Origin of the sequence: Pedomonas mirosovicensis (assembly GCF_022569295.1) — a bacterium.
Taxonomy (GTDB): domain Bacteria; phylum Pseudomonadota; class Alphaproteobacteria; order Sphingomonadales; family Sphingomonadaceae; genus Pedomonas; species Pedomonas mirosovicensis.
This window is the reverse complement of the sequence record NZ_JAKFIA010000001.1, coordinates 814108-830686: the sequence shown is the minus strand read 5'-3', so window position 1 is coordinate 830686 and position 16579 is coordinate 814108. Positions and strand designations below refer to the sequence as shown.

15 protein-coding genes and 2 pseudogenes are annotated in these 16579 nt (G+C 66.9%); 14 read left to right on the top strand and 3 right to left on the bottom strand.

The window, feature by feature from the left end; all coding sequences use genetic code 11:
- Window positions 1-36 precede the first annotated feature (36 nt).
- The 14 genes and pseudogenes from L0C21_RS03910 (at window position 37) to L0C21_RS03845 (ending at window position 14103) form a co-directional block, all read left to right on the top strand.
- Window positions 37-1773, top strand: coding sequence for a relaxase/mobilization nuclease domain-containing protein (locus L0C21_RS03910; RefSeq protein ID WP_259277115.1), 1737 nt, complete (start codon window positions 37-39; stop codon window positions 1771-1773).
- A gap of 27 nt (window positions 1774-1800) precedes the next feature.
- The gene (locus L0C21_RS03905) at window positions 1801-3795 is read left to right on the top strand and encodes a conjugal transfer protein TraG (protein ID WP_259277114.1); all 1995 of its coding nucleotides are present in this window, start codon (window positions 1801-1803) and stop codon (window positions 3793-3795) included.
- A 7-nt stretch (window positions 3796-3802) separates the two neighbouring features.
- Complete coding sequence (locus tag L0C21_RS03900; protein WP_259277113.1) at window positions 3803-4237, top strand: ribbon-helix-helix protein, CopG family; 435 nt, start codon at window positions 3803-3805, stop codon at window positions 4235-4237.
- 217 nt (window positions 4238-4454) lie between these two features.
- Complete coding sequence (trbB, locus tag L0C21_RS03895; RefSeq protein ID WP_374940217.1) at window positions 4455-5390, top strand: P-type conjugative transfer ATPase TrbB; 936 nt, start codon at window positions 4455-4457, stop codon at window positions 5388-5390.
- Window positions 5391-5419: 29 nt separating this feature from the next.
- Window positions 5420-5719 carry a TrbC/VirB2 family type IV secretion system protein gene (locus tag L0C21_RS03890; protein ID WP_445557830.1) on the top strand — a complete coding sequence of 100 codons (300 nt, stop codon included), beginning with the start codon at window positions 5420-5422 and terminating at the stop codon, window positions 5717-5719.
- Window positions 5719-6000, top strand: a complete 282-nt coding sequence (locus tag L0C21_RS03885; RefSeq protein WP_259277110.1) for a VirB3 family type IV secretion system protein — start codon at window positions 5719-5721, stop codon at window positions 5998-6000. The genes L0C21_RS03890 and L0C21_RS03885 overlap by 1 nt, the downstream gene beginning before the upstream one ends.
- An 8-nt stretch (window positions 6001-6008) precedes the next feature.
- Window positions 6009-8446, top strand: a pseudogene (gene trbE / locus L0C21_RS03880) (conjugal transfer protein TrbE).
- On the top strand, window positions 8443-9207 hold the full coding sequence (gene trbJ / locus L0C21_RS03875) for a P-type conjugative transfer protein TrbJ (RefSeq protein ID WP_259277109.1): 765 nt from the start codon (window positions 8443-8445) through the stop codon (window positions 9205-9207). The pseudogene trbE and the gene trbJ overlap by 4 nt, the downstream one beginning before the upstream one ends.
- Before the next feature lie 10 nt (window positions 9208-9217).
- The gene (gene trbK-alt / locus L0C21_RS03870) at window positions 9218-9592 is read left to right on the top strand and encodes a putative entry exclusion protein TrbK-alt (RefSeq protein WP_259277108.1); all 375 of its coding nucleotides are present in this window, start codon (window positions 9218-9220) and stop codon (window positions 9590-9592) included.
- Window positions 9593-9596: 4 nt separating this feature from the next.
- Entirely contained in the window at window positions 9597-10952 is a 1356-nt protein-coding gene (trbL, locus tag L0C21_RS03865; RefSeq protein ID WP_259277107.1) for a P-type conjugative transfer protein TrbL, read from the top strand.
- The gene (gene trbF, locus L0C21_RS03860; RefSeq protein WP_174175817.1) at window positions 10952-11635 is read left to right on the top strand and encodes a conjugal transfer protein TrbF; all 684 of its coding nucleotides are present in this window, start codon (window positions 10952-10954) and stop codon (window positions 11633-11635) included. The genes trbL and trbF overlap by 1 nt, the downstream gene beginning before the upstream one ends.
- A gap of 2 nt (window positions 11636-11637) precedes the next feature.
- The gene (gene trbG, locus L0C21_RS03855) at window positions 11638-12660 is read left to right on the top strand and encodes a P-type conjugative transfer protein TrbG (RefSeq protein ID WP_259278809.1); all 1023 of its coding nucleotides are present in this window, start codon (window positions 11638-11640) and stop codon (window positions 12658-12660) included.
- A 71-nt stretch (window positions 12661-12731) separates the two neighbouring features.
- Window positions 12732-13865 (top strand): TraB/TrbI/VirB10 family type IV secretion system protein, encoded by a 1134-nt coding sequence (locus tag L0C21_RS03850; protein ID WP_259278808.1) that lies wholly within the window; start codon window positions 12732-12734, stop codon window positions 13863-13865.
- A 1-nt stretch (window position 13866) separates the two neighbouring features.
- On the top strand, window positions 13867-14103 hold the full coding sequence (locus L0C21_RS03845) for a DUF2274 domain-containing protein (protein WP_259277106.1): 237 nt from the start codon (window positions 13867-13869) through the stop codon (window positions 14101-14103).
- 139 nt (window positions 14104-14242) lie between these two features.
- On the opposite strand, the gene L0C21_RS03840 is transcribed toward L0C21_RS03845, so the two are convergent.
- From L0C21_RS03840 to L0C21_RS03835, 3 genes and pseudogenes are all read right to left on the bottom strand, one after another.
- The gene (locus L0C21_RS03840; RefSeq protein WP_259277105.1) at window positions 14243-14848 is read right to left on the bottom strand and encodes a LysR family substrate-binding domain-containing protein; all 606 of its coding nucleotides are present in this window, start codon (window positions 14846-14848) and stop codon (window positions 14243-14245) included.
- Window positions 14849-14869: 21 nt separating this feature from the next.
- A pseudogene (locus L0C21_RS16825) lies at window positions 14870-15055 on the bottom strand (LysR family transcriptional regulator); the annotation flags it as partial.
- Between the two features lie 109 nt (window positions 15056-15164).
- Window positions 15165-16571: an MFS transporter gene (locus tag L0C21_RS03835; protein ID WP_259277104.1), complete on the bottom strand. Its 1407-nt coding sequence runs from the start codon at window positions 16569-16571 to the stop codon at window positions 15165-15167.
- Window positions 16572-16579: the final 8 nt, after the last annotated feature.

Genomic DNA, 16579 nt, shown 5'->3' with positions numbered 1-16579 from the left:
AATCATCGCGTTGGCGCGATGTGCGGAGCGTCGGGCATGACCGAGGACCACGAATTCCGCATCCGGCCAGGCCGCATCCGCTCGACCAGGGCGCAGCGGGCGCGGCCCTTCATCGCCCAGGCGCTGGCGGCCGCCCAGCGCGCGGGCGGCAGCGTCTCCCGGCAAGGGAAGATCGGGTCCGGCGCGCGGTCCCGGTTCGGGCGCGGCCAGCGCGCCTCGATCCAGGCGAACCGCCTCATCACCGCGCGCTCGCGCGGCGCGGTCATCAAGGCGCGCGTCGTTCGCCACGGCGGGCGGTCAGCGCCGCTCTCGACGCATCTCGACTATCTGCGCCGCGACGGCGTCACCCGTGACGGGGAGAAAGCCCGGCTGTTCGGTCCAGGCGGCGATAATGTCGACGCCAAGGATTTCGCGGAGCGGTCCGAGGACGACCGCCACCATTTCCGCTTCATCGTCTCGCCGGACGACGCGCTGGAAATGTCCGACCTCAAGGGCTTCACCCGTGAGCTGGTCGGCCAGATGGAGAAGGATCTCGGCACGCGGCTCGAATGGGTCGCGGTCGATCACTGGAACACCGAGCATCCGCATGTCCACCTTATCGTGCGCGGCGTGCGCGACGACGGCGAGAACCTGGTCATCTCGCGCGACTACATAAAGGAGGGCATGCGCGATCGGGCGCGCGACCTGATCACCCAGGAGCTGGGGCCGCGCACCGATCAGGAGATCCGGCAGACGCTGGAGCGCCAGGTCGACGCCGACCGCTGGACCAACCTCGATCGCCAGCTCGCCCGCGACGCCTATCGGACCGGCGTCATCGATCTCGCGCCGCGACCCGATCGGCAGCCCGACGAATTCCATGCCCTGAAGATCGGGCGGCTGCGCAAGCTCGAAGGCCTTGGGCTCGCCGACGAGATCGGCCCTGGACAATGGTCCATCTCGGACAAGGCCGAGGCGACGCTGCGCGAGCTCGGCGAGCGCGGCGACATCATCAAGCGCATCCACCACGGCCTGACCGAGCGCGGCATCGAGCGCGGCGCGGCGAGCTATGTGCTGGCGTCCGAAAGCCTCAACGATCCGGTTGTCGGCCGCCTGGTCGCCCGCGGCCTCGACGACGAGCTGAAAGGCACCGCCTTCGCCGTCGTCGACGGCATCGACGGCCGGACCCACCACATCAAGCTTCCCGACCTCGAAGCAGCCGGCGACAGCGCGCCCGGTTCAATCGTCGAGCTTCGCAAATTCGACGATGCGCGCGGCCAGCGCCGGGTGGCGATCGCGGTGCGGTCCGATCTCGATCTCGAGCGGCAGGTCACCGCGACCGGCGCGACCTGGCTCGACCGGCAGAATATCGCCCGCGAGCCGGCGGCGCTCGGCGGGGGCTTCGGGGCCGAGGTGCGCGACGCCATGGACCGGCGGGCCGAGCATCTTGTTGGCCAGGGCCTTGCCGAACGCCAGAAGCGCGGCGTCAGCTTCCAGCCCGGCCTGGTCGACACGCTGCGGCGTCGCGAGCTGGACGCTGTTGCCGAACGCATCGCCGCCGAAATGGGACGGCCGCAGGTCAAACCTGAATCCGGCGAATATGTCACCGGCACCTATCAGCGACGGCTGACGCTTGCGAGCGGCCGCTTCGCCATGATCGACGACGGGCTCGGCTTTAGCCTCGTGCCCTGGACGCCATCAATCGAAAAGCAGCTCGGCCGTCACGTCTCCGGCGTCGCCCGAAGCGATGGCGGCGTCGACTGGAGCTTCGGCCGCCAGCGGGGGCTCGGCCTGTGACCACCATCCCAAGCGAAAGGACCCGCCATGTCCGCCACCAAGATCCTCTGGGGCCAGATCCTCACCGTCTTCGCCATCGTCCTGTTGACCACCTGGGCCGCCACCGAGTGGGCAGCCTACCGGCTCGGCTTCCAGCCCCAGCTCGGAGCTCCATGGTTCATGCTCGGCGACTGGCCGATCTACTATCCATGGTCCTTCTTTCCGTGGTGGTATTTCTACGACGCCTACGCGCCGCCGATCTTCGTCGAGGGCGCCTATATCGCCGCATCCGGCGGATTCATCTCGATCGCGGTCGCGATCGGCATGTCGGTCTGGCGGGCCCGCGAGGCGAAGAACGCCGAGACCTTCGGGTCGGCGCGTTGGGCACATGATGATGAGGTGCGCGGCGCCGGCCTGCTCGGCGAGGACGGCGTGGTGCTCGGCAAGTATGACCGCGCCTATCTCCGACACGATGGGCCTGAACATGTCCTGTGCTTCGCGCCCACCCGCTCCGGCAAGGGCGTCGGCCTGGTTGTCCCGTCGCTGCTGACCTGGCCGGGCTCGGCGATCGTCCACGACATCAAGGGCGAGAACTGGACGCTGACCGCCGGCTTCCGCGCCCGCCATGGCCGCGTGCTCCTCTTCGACCCGACCAATGCGAAGTCGGCCGCCTACAATCCGTTGCTCGAGGTGCGCCGCGGCGAATGGGAAGTCCGCGATGTGCAGAACATCGCCAACATCCTGGTCGATCCGGAGGGCAGCCTCGAAAAGCGGAACCACTGGGAGAAGACCAGCCACGCGCTCCTGGTCGGCGCGATCCTGCATGTCCTCTACGCCGAGGAGGACAAGACGCTCGCCGGTGTCGCCGCCTTTCTCTCCGATCCGAAGCGGCCGATCGAAGCCACCTTGGCGGCGATGATGAAGACCGCCCATCTCGGGGAGAGCGGACCGCATCCGGTGATCGCGTCGGCCGCGCGCGAGCTGCTGAACAAGTCCGACAACGAACGCTCCGGCGTGCTCTCGACCGCCATGTCCTTCCTCGGCCTCTATCGCGATCCCGTCGTCGCCGAGGTGACGCGCCGCTGCGACTGGCGTATCGCCGATATCGTCGGTGCCCGCCAGCCGACCAGCCTTTACCTGGTCGTGCCGCCGTCGGACATTGCCCGGACCAAGCCGCTCATTCGCCTCATCCTCAACCAGATCGGCCGGCGTCTGACCGAGGATCTCAACGCCAAGGGCAACCGGCATCGGCTGCTGCTGATGCTCGACGAGTTCCCCGCACTCGGCCGGCTCGACTTCTTCGAATCCGCGCTCGCCTTCATGGCGGGCTATGGGTTGAAGGCGTTCCTGATCGCGCAGTCGCTGAACCAGATCGAGAAGGCTTACGGCCCGAACAATTCGATCCTCGACAACTGCCATGTCCGCGTCAGCTTCGCGACCAACGACGAGCGGACCGCCAAGCGCGTCTCCGATGCGCTCGGCACCGCGACCGAGATGCGCGCCATGCGCAACTATGCGGGCCATCGTCTCTCGCCTTGGCTCGGCCACCTGATGGTGTCCCGCTCAGAGACGGCCAGGCCGCTGCTGACCCCGGGCGAGATCATGCAGCTCCCGCCCGCCGATGAGATCGTCATGGTCGCAGGCACACCGCCGATCCGCGCCAAGAAGGCGCGCTATTACGAGGATCGCCGCTTCAAGGATCGGATTATGGCGCCGCCGGCGCTCAGTAGGCCGTCGCAGCCGGGAATGGACGACTGGAGCCGTCTGCCGCTTCCGGCCCGGCCGGTCAGCGTGGTATCGGCAGGCACGGCCATCGTTGAGGACGCCAGCGACGAAGATCCGACCGGATCGGAACGGCGTCACCAGCCGGAGCTGGATCGCGCCGCGCCTGTCGAGAAGAAGGCGCCGATCGAGAACGAGTTCGAAGTTGGGCTCGATGACGAGGCCGATGACGACACGGCTCGGATCAGCCGCGCCAACCAGATCATGCAGGGCGTGGCGCGCCAGGTCTCGCTCGATCCGAACGACGGCATGGAGCTGTGACGCGCCCATGGCCAATCCATCGAAGAAACAACGCCTGTCGGTCTATCTCGAACCCGACGTGATGAAGGCGCTCGCCGCTTATGCGGCAAGGCGCGATCAATCCCGCTCGCTGATCGCCGAGGCGGCGATCGCTTCCTTCCTGTCGCCGGATGCCGCCGAGCGCCAGGAAGCGGCGACGACCAAGCGCCTCGACCAGCTCGACCGGCGCATCACACGCATGGAGCGCGATGTCGGTATCGCCGTCGAGATGCTCGCCGTCTTCGTGCGCTTCTGGCTGACCACCAACCCGCCTTTGCCCGAGCCGGCGCAAGCCGCCGCCCGGGCTCAGGCCGGTGAGCGCTACGACGCCTTCGTCGCCGCGTTGGGGCGCAGACTCGCCAAAGGCCCGAAGCTGCGGCAGGAGATTTCCGAGGACATCGATCCCGCGCGCGACGCGCAATAAGCAGCGATTGCGGCAACTCAAGTAATCGCCGATCCCGCCGACCACCTGTCTTTGCACGCTAGGCTACTACTACGCCCTGAGACCTGTTGCCGAGGGCCGATTTCCGGTTCTCTTAATCATCCCCGATCCAGGGGCGGCCTGACGCGGTCCCGCAAAAAACGGGGACAACGTGGCCGCCACTTCCGAGAAATCTGAGGCGATACTTCGAGGCGCCCGCATGCTGCGGACTGCTCTCGGCCCCGCCATCGCCGGTTTCCTTGGAGACGCCAGCGTAGTCGAGGTGATGCTCAACCCCGACGGCCGTCTCTGGGTCGACCGTCTTTCCGAGGGATTGTCGGACACGGGCGAGCGGCTCTCGGCCGCCGACGGCGAGCGCATCGTGCGCCTGGTCGCCCACCATGTCGGCGCGGAGGTCCATGCCGGCAATCCCCGCGTCTCGGCCGAGCTGCCGGAAACGGGGGAGCGGTTCGAGGGGCTTCTGCCCCCGGTCGTGGCGGCGCCGGCCTTCGCGATCCGCAAGCCCGCCGTCGCCGTCTTCACGCTGCAGGACTACGTCGTCGCCGGCACCATGACCGCCGACCAGGCCGAGATCCTGCGCCAGGCCGTCGCCGATCGCCGCAACATCCTCGTGGCCGGCGGCACCTCGACCGGCAAGACGACGCTCACCAATGCGCTGCTCGCCGAGGTGTCGAAAACCTCCGACCGCGTGGTGCTGATCGAGGACACCCGCGAGCTGCAATGTTCCGCGCCGAACCTGGTCGCCATGCGCACCAAGGACGGCGTCGCCACGCTTTCCGATCTGGTCCGCTCCTCGCTGCGCCTGCGGCCCGACCGCATCCCGATCGGCGAGGTGCGCGGCGCCGAGGCGCTCGACCTGCTCAAAGCCTGGGGCACCGGCCACCCCGGAGGGATCGGGACCATCCATGCCGGCACTGCGCTCGGCGCGCTCCGCCGCCTCGAGCAGCTCATCCAGGAAGCCGTCATCACTGTCCCGCGCGCGCTGATCGCGGAGACGATTGATCTTGTCGCGGTCCTCTCGGGCCGCGGCTCGACCCGGCGCCTGGCCGAACTCGGTCGCATCGAAGGGCTCAGCCCCGACGGCGACTACCACGTCCGCCCCGCAACCCAGCCCGCCGAAGGAGAACCCGCATGATCCGCCGTGCCCTGCATTTTCGTCGCCATATGGCGACAGCCGCATCCGTCCTCCTGGCCAGTGTCCTGCTGGCCCCGGCCGCCCACGCTTCCGGCTCCTCGATGCCGTGGGAAGCGCCGCTGCAATCGATCCTCGAATCCATCGAGGGGCCGGTCGCCAAGATCATCGCGGTGATCATCATCATCGTCACTGGCCTGACGCTTGCCTTCGGCGACACCTCGGGCGGTTTCCGCCGTCTCATCCAGATCGTCTTCGGCCTGTCGATCGCCTTCGCGGCATCGAGCTTCTTCCTGTCGTTCTTCTCGTTCGGCGGCGGAGCGCTCGTCTGATGATGGGCCTCACCGACAACGGAGGCGACGTGCCGGGTTACAGCGTTCCCGTTCACCGCGCACTCACCGAGCACATCCTGCTCGGCGGTGCGCCTCGCGCCATCGCCATCCTCAACGGTACGCTCGCCGCCGCTCTCGGTCTCGGTCTTCGCCTCTGGCTGGTCGGCCTCGGTCTCTGGGCCATCGGCCATTTCGCCGCCGTCTGGGCGGCCAAGCGCGACCCGCAATTCGTCGACGTCGGCCGCCGGCACCTCCGCATTCCCGGTCACCTGAACGTCTGAGGCGCGCCATGATGAACCTCGCCGAATATCGCCGCACCTCGACCCGGCTCGCGGACTTCCTGCCCTGGGCGGCGCTGGTCGCCCCCGGCGTCGTCCTCAACAAGGACGGCAGCTTCCAACGCAGCGCGCGCTTTCGCGGACCCGACCTAGACTCCGCCGTGCAGGCCGAGCTGGTCGCCGTCGCAGGTCGCCTCAACAGCGCCTTCCGCCGCCTCGGCAGCGGCTGGGCGATCTTCGTTGAGGCTCAGCGCCATGCCGTCGGCACCTATCCGGCGAGCCGGTTTCCCGACGCTGCCTCGGCCATGGTCGATGCCGAGCGCAAGGCCGACTTTGAAGAGGACGCCGTCCATTACGAGTCGAGCTATTTCCTGACCTTCACCTTCCTGCCGCCGGCCGAGGATGCGGCCCGCGCCGAGAGCTGGCTCTACGAGGGCAAGGCCGAGCGCGGTGTCGATGCGTGGGAAGCTCTGCGCAGCTTCATCGACCGCACCGACCGCATCCTGCAGCTCGTCGAAGCCTTCATGCCGGAATGCGCGTGGCTCGATGACGTCGAGACGCTGACCTATCTGCACTCGACCATCTCGACGAAACGCTACCGGCTGCGCGTTCCCGAGACACCGATGTATCTCGACGCGCTGATCTCCGACCAGCCGTTCACCGGCGGGCTGGAGCCGCGCCTCGCCGACGCGCATCTGCGCATCCTAACGATCGTCGGATTTCCGACCGCGACGACCCCCGGCATCCTCGACGATCTCAACCGGCTCGCCTTTCCGTATCGCTGGTCGACGCGGGCGATCCTGCTCGACAAGACCGACGCGACCAAGCTGCTGACCAAGATCCGCCGGCAGTGGTTCGCCAAGCGCAAGTCGATCGCCGCGATCCTCAAGGAGGCGATGACCAACGAGGCCAGCGCCCTGGTCGACACCGACGCCGCCAACAAGGCCGCCGACGCCGATCTGGCGTTGCAGGAACTCGGCGCCGACTATGCCGGCCAGGCCTATGTCACCGCGACCATTGCCGTGTGGGACAACGATCCCCGCGTCGCGGCGGAAAAGCTTCGTCTGGTCGAGAAGGTGATCCAGGGCCGCGATTTCACCGCGATGCCTGAGACGATCAATGCCGCCGACGCGTGGCTCGGTTCGCTGCCGGGTCACGTCTACGCCAATGTCCGTCAGCCTCCGATCTCGACGCTCAATCTCGCCCACATGATTCCCCTGAGCGCCGTGTGGGCGGGGCCGGAACGGGATGAGCACTTTGGTGCACCCCCTTGCTGTACGGCAAGACCGAAGGGTCCACCCCGTTCCGGTTCTCCATTCACGTCGGCGACGTCGGCCACACCCTGGTGGTCGGCCCGACCGGCGCGGGCAAGTCCGTGCTGCTGGCGCTGATGGCGCTGCAGTTTCGCCGCTACGCCGGCGCGCAGGTCTTCGCCTTCGACTTCGGCGGCTCGATCCGCGCCGCCGCCATCGCCATGGGCGGCGACTGGCACGATCTCGGCGGCGGCCTTACCGAGGGCTCGGCCGACAGCGTCGCGCTTCAGCCGCTCTCCCGGATCGATGAGGCGGCCGAACGCGCCTGGGCCGCCGACTGGATTGTCGCCATCCTCATGCGCGAGAGCATTCAGGTCACGCCCGAGGTCAAGGAGCTGATCTGGGCGGCGCTGTCCTCGCTGGCGAGCGCGCCCGCGGCCGAGCGCACCATGACCGGCCTGTCGGTGCTCCTGCAGTCGAACGACCTGAAGCAGGCGCTCCGGCCATATTGCGTCGGCGGACCCTATGGCCGGCTGCTCGACGCCGAGAGCGAGCATCTCGGCGTTGCCACCGTCCAGGCCTTCGAAACCGAGGGGCTCATCGGGACGGCCGCGGCCCCGGCGGTGCTCTCCTATCTCTTCCACCGCATCGAGGACCGGCTGAACGGCGAGCCGACCCTGATCATCGTCGACGAAGGCTGGCTTGCCCTCGACGACGAAGGCTTTGCCGGCCAGCTCCGCGAGTGGCTGAAGACGCTGCGCAAGAAGAACGCCAGCGTCGTCTTCGCCACGCAGTCGCTCTCCGACATCGATGGCTCGGCGATCGCGCCGGCCATCATCGAGAGCTGCCAGACGCGATTGCTGCTGCCGAACGAGCGGGCGATCGAGCCGCAGATCACCGCGATCTACCGACGCTTCGGTCTCAACGACCGGCAGATCGAGATCCTCGCGCAGGCGATGCCCAAGCGGGACTATTACTGCCAGAGCCGCCGCGGCAACCGGCTGTTCGAGCTAGGCCTCGCCGACGTCGCGCTCGCGCTCTGCGCGGCGTCCTCCAAGACCGACCAGGCCGCCATCGACCGCATCGTCGTCGAGCACGGGCGCGAGGGCTTCCTCGCGGCGTGGCTGCGCCATCGCGGTGTCGACTGGGCGGCCGACCTCATTCCCAACCTCCCCAACCTGGAGAGCCAGCCATGAAACTGCGTGTCCCCCGCGCGGCGTTCGCCGCCGCCATTCTAGCCGCGCCGCTGTCAATATCACCGGTGCTGATCGCGCCGGCCTCCGCCCAATGGATCGTCTACGATCCGACCAACTACGCCCAGAATCTGCTGTCGGCGACCCGCGCCCTGCAGCAGATCAACAACCAGATCACGTCGCTACAGAACGAAGCGCAGATGCTGATCAATCAGGCGCGCAACCTCACGAGCCTGCCGTTCTCCTCCCTTCAGCAGCTCCAGCAGTCTGTCCAGCGCACCCAGCAACTCCTCAGCCAGGCGCAGGGCATCGCCTACAATGTCCAGAACATCGACCGGGCGTTCCAGACCAATTACGGGGCCGGAAGCGCCTCGATGAGCGCCTCCGACCAGCAGCTCATCGCCCAGGCGAAGGAACGCTGGAACAATACGGTCTCGGGACTCCAGGACGCGATGCGCGTCCAGGCCGGCGTCGTCGGCAACATCGACACCAATAGGACGCAGATGTCGGCGCTGGTCGGTCAGAGCCAGGGCGCGACCGGCGCCCTGCAGGCGACGCAGGCCGGCAACCAGCTCCTCGCCCTTCAGGCGCAGCAGCTCGCCGATCTCACCGCCGTCGTCTCCGCCAACGGCCGCGCCCAGGCGCTCGCCGAGGCCGAGCGGTCGGCCGCGGCCGAACAGGGCCGCGAGCAGCGCCGCCGCTTCCTGACACCGGGCGCTGGATACCAGCCCGGCAATGCGCAGATGTTCCCGGGCAGCAACTGAGGGCGCGGCGATGGACGGAAAGATTCTCGCGCGCATCGGCGCCATCGGCTTCGTGACCTTTGCGATCACGGCGACGGCTATCGAACTCTCCCGCAAAGACGAACCGACACTCTATCGCAGCGTCGCCGCCGCGACCGAAACGGGCGTCGACCCGCTGAAGACCGAGCTGCGGCGTTGCCAGCAGCTCGGGGAAGCCGGCACCCGCGATCCCGCCTGTCTTCAGGCCTGGGCGGACAACCGCGACCGCTTCCTGAAACCGTCGCAGGCCTTGCAGCCGCAGCCTGCGCCTCAAGCGCCGGGGCCTCAGAACCCTCCGGCCGCGCTCGACCCCGCCGCTAACGAGACCGCGCCGGCGATCGACCTCCATACGAACGAGGCGCGTTGAGATCATGGGCGGCACCGGCGTCATCGACCATTTCCTGAAGGTCTTCACCCGCTACATCGATAGCGGCTTCGGCCTCCTCAGCGGCGAAGTGGCCTTCATCGCCACCACGCTGATCGTGATCGACGTGACGCTCGCCGCGCTGTTCTGGAGCTGGGGCGCCGATGACGACATCATGGCGCGCCTGGTCAAGAAGACGCTCTTCGTCGGCGTCTTCGCCTATCTGATCGGCAACTGGAACAACCTTGCCCGCATCATCTTCGAGAGCTTCGCCGGGCTCGGACTGAAGGCGTCCGGCACCGGCTTCACGATCGCCGACATGATGCGTCCCGGCCGCGTCGCACAGACCGGGCTCGATGCGGGCCGGCCATTGCTCGATTCCATCTCCGACCTGATTGGGTACTGGAGCTTCTTCGAGAACTTCATCCAGATCGCGGTGATGCTGCTCGCCTGGGCGCTGGTGCTGCTCGCCTTCTTCATCCTCGCCATCCAGCTCTTTGTCACCCTGATCGAATTCAAGCTGACGACGCTCGCCGGCTTCGTGCTTATTCCGTTCGGTCTCTTCGGCAAGAGCGCCTTCATGGCCGAGCGCGTGCTCGGCAACGTCATCTCTTCCGGCATCAAGGTGCTGGTCCTCGGCGTCATCATCGGCATCGGATCGAGCCTCTTCTCCGAATTCACGGCCGGCTTCGGCGGCCGCACGCCGACGATCGACGAAGCCATGGCGATCGTCCTCGCGGCGCTGACTTTGCTCGGCCTCGGCATCTTCGGTCCCGGCATCGCCAACGGCCTCGTGTCCGGCGGTCCGCAGCTCGGCGCCGGTGCTGCGGTCGGCACGGGGCTGGCCGCTGGCGGCATGGTCGCGGCCGGATCTGCCACGGTCGGCACCGTCGCCGCCGGCGGCGCTGCACTGGCGGGCGGTGCAGCCGCCGCAGCTCGGGGTGGTGCGGCGCTGGCCGCCGGCGCATCGACAGCGTACAGCCTGGGAGCCGCAGGGCAGACGGGCGCCTCGGGCGTGGCCAGCGGCCTGGGCGGTGTCGCCCGGGCCGCTGGCTCCGCCATATCACCGCTCCGCCGCGCCGCCGAGCGCGCATCGTCGAGCATGCGCTCCAGTTTCGCAAACGGGGCCCGATCCGCCTTCGGGGCGTCGGGGGGCTCCTCTACCATGGGCACCGTTGGCGAAGCGGCCAATGAGGCCGCTTCGAGCCCCGCCGGCCGCGGCGATCAGCCGCCCGCCTGGGCCCGCCGCATGAAGCGCTCGCAACAGATGAGCCATGCCGTCTCGACCACCGTCCATGCGGTGCGGAGCGGCGACAGCCACGGCGGCGGCTCCTCCATCAATCTGTCCGAAGGTGACCGCTGATGTTCCGACGACCCTCGACGCACTATGGAAAAGCTCCTGAACCCGAAACGCCGTACCAGCGCGCCGCCCAGGTCTGGGACGACCGCATCGGCTCGGCTCGCGTCCAGGCGCGCAACTGGCGCTACATGGCGTTCGGGTCGCTCTTCCTATCGGCGGGGTTCGCGGCGGCGCTGGTCTGGCAGTCGGCGCGCGGCACGGTCGTTCCGTGGGTGGTTCAGACGGACCGGCTCGGCCAGGCACAGGCGATCGCCCCAGCAACTCCCGATTATCAGCCGACCGACCCGCAGATTGCGTTCCACCTCGCACGCTTCATCGAGCAGGTCCGCTCGATCCCGGCCGACGCGATCATCGTCCGGCAAAACTGGCTGCGCGCCTATGACTTCACGACGGACCGGGGAGCCGCCGCGCTCAACGACTACGCGCGCTCGAACGACCCCTTCACCAAAGTGGGCCGCCAGCAGATCGCGGTCGACGTCTCGAGCGTGATCCGCGCGTCGCCCGACAGCTTCCGGGTCGCATGGACCGAGCGCCGCTACGAGAACGGCCAGCTCGCCGACACGACCCGATGGACGGCGATCCTCACCATCGTCGTCCAGATTCCGCGCAACGCCGACCGGCTGCGCGCCAATCCGCTGGGGATTTACGTCAACGCAATTTCATGGTCACGGGAGCTAGGGCAATGACGATGCCGATTTTCCGTAGAGCCGGAGAACCGGCTTTCCGCACGCACACATTGGCGGCTTTGCTGCTTTCCGCCACAGCGCTCGCCGGCTGCGCGACGACGCAAAAGCCACCTGAGATCAGCTACGACGACGCGCCTGCCGCCGTGCAGACCGTCGATCCGCCCGCGCCGGTCCAAGTGGTCGAGCTGCCGAGGCCGCTGCCGCTACCCGGCCAGATGAAACCCGTAGAGGAATCTCGGCGCGCGCCCGAGCCGGCCGATCCCACGGCGCGCGTCAACCAGGCCAATGCCGCCGCCCGCATCCAGCCGGTGCGCGACGGCTTCATCAACTCCATGCAGGTCTATCCCTTCTCCCAAGGGGCGCTCTATCAGGTCTACACGGCGGTAGGGCAGATCACGGATATTGCGCTCCAACCCGGTGAGCAGCTCGTCGGCTCCGGCCCGGTAGCCGCCGGCGACACGGTGCGCTGGATCATCGGCGATACGCAGAGTGGCTCGGGCGCCGCCATCCAAGTCCACATCCTGGTGAAGCCCACCCGCGCCGACCTGATGACCAATCTCGTCATCAACACCAACTTGCGCACCTATCACATGGAGCTGCGCTCGACCGAGCGCACCTATATGGCCTCGGTCTCGTGGCAATATCCACAGGACCAGCTCATCGCGCTGCGGCGCCAGAACGCTGAAGCGCAGGCCACCCAGCCGGTGGCGACCGGCGTCGATCTCTCGCGCATCAATTTCCGTTACGAGGTGACCGGCGACCGCGCCGCATGGCGTCCGCTGCGCGCCTATGACGACGGCCGGCAGGTCTTCATCGAATTCCCGAGGGGAATCGGCCAGGGCGAGATGCCGCCGCTGTTCGTCGTTGGTGCCGAGGGCAACACTTCCGAGCTCGTCAACTACCGGGTTCGCAACAACTACATGATCGTCGACCGGCTCTTCGCGGCCGCCGAGCTGCGCTTCGGCTCCGGCGACACCCAGAAGCGCGTCCGGATCACCCGCACCGACGGGAGGCCCGCATCGTGAGCGAGGACCGGAACGAGGAAGAGGAAGCCGGCGCGCCGCTCACGGGATCGGCGCCGGAGGCGGCCGCGCCCATGCGGCTGCGCGCCGAGGCTCCGCGCGTCACGCGGCTGTCGCGCAAGGTGCTGGCTGGTCTCGGCCTGGTCGCAAGTCTCGGCCTCGGCGGAGCGCTGGTCTATGCGCTCCAGACCCGCAACAGCGGCCGTCCGCCCGAGGAACTCTATTCGACGGACAACCGCTCGACGGCAGACGGCCTGCAGGGCCTGCCGCGGGACTATACCGGCGTGCCCCAGCTCGGCCCGCCGCTACCCGGTGATCTCGGCCGGCCGATCGTCAGCGCCCAGAATCGCGGCCAGCCGGTGCCGGCGCCCGGCGTAGCCCCGCCGCAGCCCGGCCTCAGCGCCGAGGAGCAGCGTCGGCTTCAGGAGATCGAGACCGCCCGGACGAGCCGGCTGTTCGCCGCGTCGGAGGCCCGCAACGCCGCGCCGGCGGCCACCACTTCGCCGACCCTGGCGCAGCCAGATCTAACGAGCCTTGGCCTCGCGCCGCCGCCGGCGACGCCGACGGCTCAGGAGCGGCAACAGGCGTTCCTCAACGCTCCCGTCGACCGGCGCACCGTTGCGGCCGACCGGGTCGCCGCGCCGGCATCGCCGAACATCCTTCAAGCGGGAGCGGTGATCTCGGCGGCGCTGATTACCGGCATCCGTTCGGACCTGCCGGGTCAGATTACCGCGCAGGTGACCGAGAACATCTACGATAGCCCGACCGGCCGCATCCTTCTCGTCCCGCAGGGAACGCGCGTCATCGGCCAATATGATAACAGCGTTCAGTTCGGACAGAGTCGCGTACTCCTCGTCTGGAACCGCCTGATCTTTCCGAACGGCCGCAGCATCGTGCTCGAGCGGCAGCCCGGCGCCGACGCCGAGGGCTATGCCGGCCTGCAGGACGGCGTCGACTATCACTGGTGGGATCTTGCCAAGGCGGCCGGCCTCTCAACGCTGCTGAGTGTCGGCGCCGAACTTGCCACCAATGACGATGACAGGCTGATCCAGGCGATCCGTAACGGCGGCCAGGACACGATCAACGACGCCGGCCAGCAGATCGTTCGTCGTCAGCTCAATATCGCGCCGACGCTCACGATCCGGCCGGGCTTCCCCGTGCGGGTGATCGTCACACGCGATCTCGTTCTCGAACCCTATGGAGGTTGACATGGCCAAGCTGAAGCTGGGCGCGATCGCGGATGACAAGCCGGTTAAGGTAACCGTCGAGTTACCTGCGCCTCTGCATCGTGATCTCGTCGATTATGCTGAGGTCCTAGCGCGCGAGACGGGACAGCCGGTCAACAATCCCGCGAAGCTCATACCGCCGATGGTGCAGCGATTCATCGCAACCGATCGTGGTTTCGCTCGCGCACGGCGAGAAGGGTCAACAACGCAAAAACCGTGACCCGCCTTGAAATTGCCTTCTAGGCGCTACGCGGTAACCGCCGACTTCGCAGCCTTGTCCCGGAAGATACGTCCAGCCGCCGCGAGCAGCTCCGGGATTGCAGAATTGGCGGCGTCCGCCCGCCATAGCGCTGATGTTATCAGCGCCTTAGCTTCCCCTCCAAAGGGCGAAGTACCACTCCAGCTACATCGAGCGAAAAGTATGAAGCACTTGCTATGGTAATCCCGTAGTTCATCCGGACGATGTCGATCACACTGGCGTGGGACACGTCGTGAATGTCGATGCGAGGCCGAAAGCCCGGTCGCGCCAGTCTGGAAAGTAAAAACTCCTGAATGTCAGCACCTGATCCGTTGCGGCAGACCACGAATGTTTCGTCTTCGATCGCATGCCAGTTAACTAGATCGCAATGTGCTAAGCGATGATTAGTCGGCAGGACGACTACCAATGGCTCGGTCCCGAGTGTCTGCAACCGACAGGCCGGCAGATCGGGATGGCCCACCACAAACCCAATGTCGAGTTTCCCCGTGGTCACTGCGTCGCCAATCTCGCGAAGAGATCCCTCGGTTAGAAATGCGCTTACGTTGGGGTGCCGCTTTCTGAAGACACGCAGTACCTCTCTCAATCGTTCACCCGTCAGCAAGGGAAGTATTCCGACACGAATTTCGCCAGAACCGCCTCGGTGAACCGCTGAAGCGCGCCGAGCGGCAAAATCCAATTGGTCAGCGCCGACGAGGGCACTCTCCAAGAATGTCGCTCCCGCTCTCGTTAACTGGACCCCTGTTCTACGTCTTTCAAACAACGGGAATCCGAGACGTTGCTCAAGCGACTGAATTCTTCTGCTTAGTGAGGATTGAGGAAGCCCAAGGGACTCTGCTGCACGCCGAAAGCTGCCCAATTGAGAAGCATAAACAGCGCATCTTAAATATCGCAGGTCCAATATCAGGTTCGGCATGCCGCTTCGCTACACTCCATATCTCCGCGTCTCGTCTTCTCTTCGGCTTGGCAGGGACGCGGTCCATGACCGGCTAGCGGGCGGAGCACATCGTCATTCCAGTCTTCCTCTATCGGGTGTCGTCAGGCGCAGCGGCTGGGGCCGGGAGCCGCTCACCGCGGAGACCGAGGCCGATCAGAACCACGGCCGCCGCAGTGAAAATCGCGTTCGCTGCGAGAGCGACGCGGATTCCGGTCAGGAGGTCGGCGCTCAGCCCCATCACAGCACCCAGCGCCGGGATGCCCACGGTTACCGCAATCCGTTGGCTCGTGGTCACGAGCCCGGTCAGCAGCCCCGCATCGGCTTCTGAAGCCTGCGAAGTGGCGATGACGGTCGCGGCGACGACGGCAGTGATGTGCCCCAGGAACCCAACGAAGAGCGCTGGCACCAACAGCCATAGCCAGATCGGCGCGTTTCCGAGCAGCGTTAGCGGTGCGGTAAGCCCACCTTGAACCAGCAATGCGGCGAGCAGAACCGAACGCGCGCCGTGACGGCCAATAATTCGACCCGCCACTATCCCGGCCGCGACCGAGGCGAGGCCCGGGACTCCGAATATCAGGCCGGCCGTCGATGGTGGCAGGTGCAGCACGTCCTGGAGATAGAGCGTCATCAAAAAGATCAGCCCCGCCTCCATTGAGAAGATGGCCAGCGCCGCAAGATTGCCCCAGCGAACAGCCGGACGGGCGAGCATCCCAATGGCGATCAGCGGCATTGTCGTGCGCTGCTCGATCAGAATAAAAAGTGTGAGAAGGATCATGCCTGCCACGAGCGCAAGGAGCGACCGGTCGGTGATCGCAAAGACCAACGCCAGGAGTCCAAGCGTGACGGATGCCGCACCGGGGACATCCAACGGCACACGGTCGGATGAACCCCTCGCCGCAATCAGGAACGGCGCCAGCGCGAGAATGAGGATGGCGACGGGCACGTTGATGAGGAAGGCCCAACGCCAACTCAGCATGCCCACAAGCGTCCCGCCGAGGAGCGCGCCGACCGTGAAGCCGGCTGACAGCAACATGCCATTCCAGCCCAACACACGCTCGCGCTGTCGTCGGTCGGCGAAGGTTGTGATGAGAAGCGACAGGGCGGCCGGCGCTGTCATTGCGGCTGCCGTCCCTTGGAGCGATCGAGCAGCAAGTAACGTAAACGGCCCCGTCGAAATGCCACCCAAGAGTGACGCCACTGCGAGAAGCGTGAGGCCGGCAAGAAACATTCGACGACGGCCGTAGAGATCGCCGAGCCGCCCGAACAACAGGGACAGCCCGGCGGCCGGCAGCGCAAAGGCCGTTGTGACCCAGGGCAGATTTGCGACGTTCAGGCCAACGGCCCGCCCCACTTCCGGCAACGCGATGTTGAGGATCGAGAAGTCGACCGAGAGCATGAAATTGGTGCCGAGAAGAAGGACCGCCACAAGCCGTTGGCGGGCCGTCATCGCGAGGGCAGCGCTGACTCGCGGTTTTAAAGGTCCCGCGTTTGCCATCGACGACG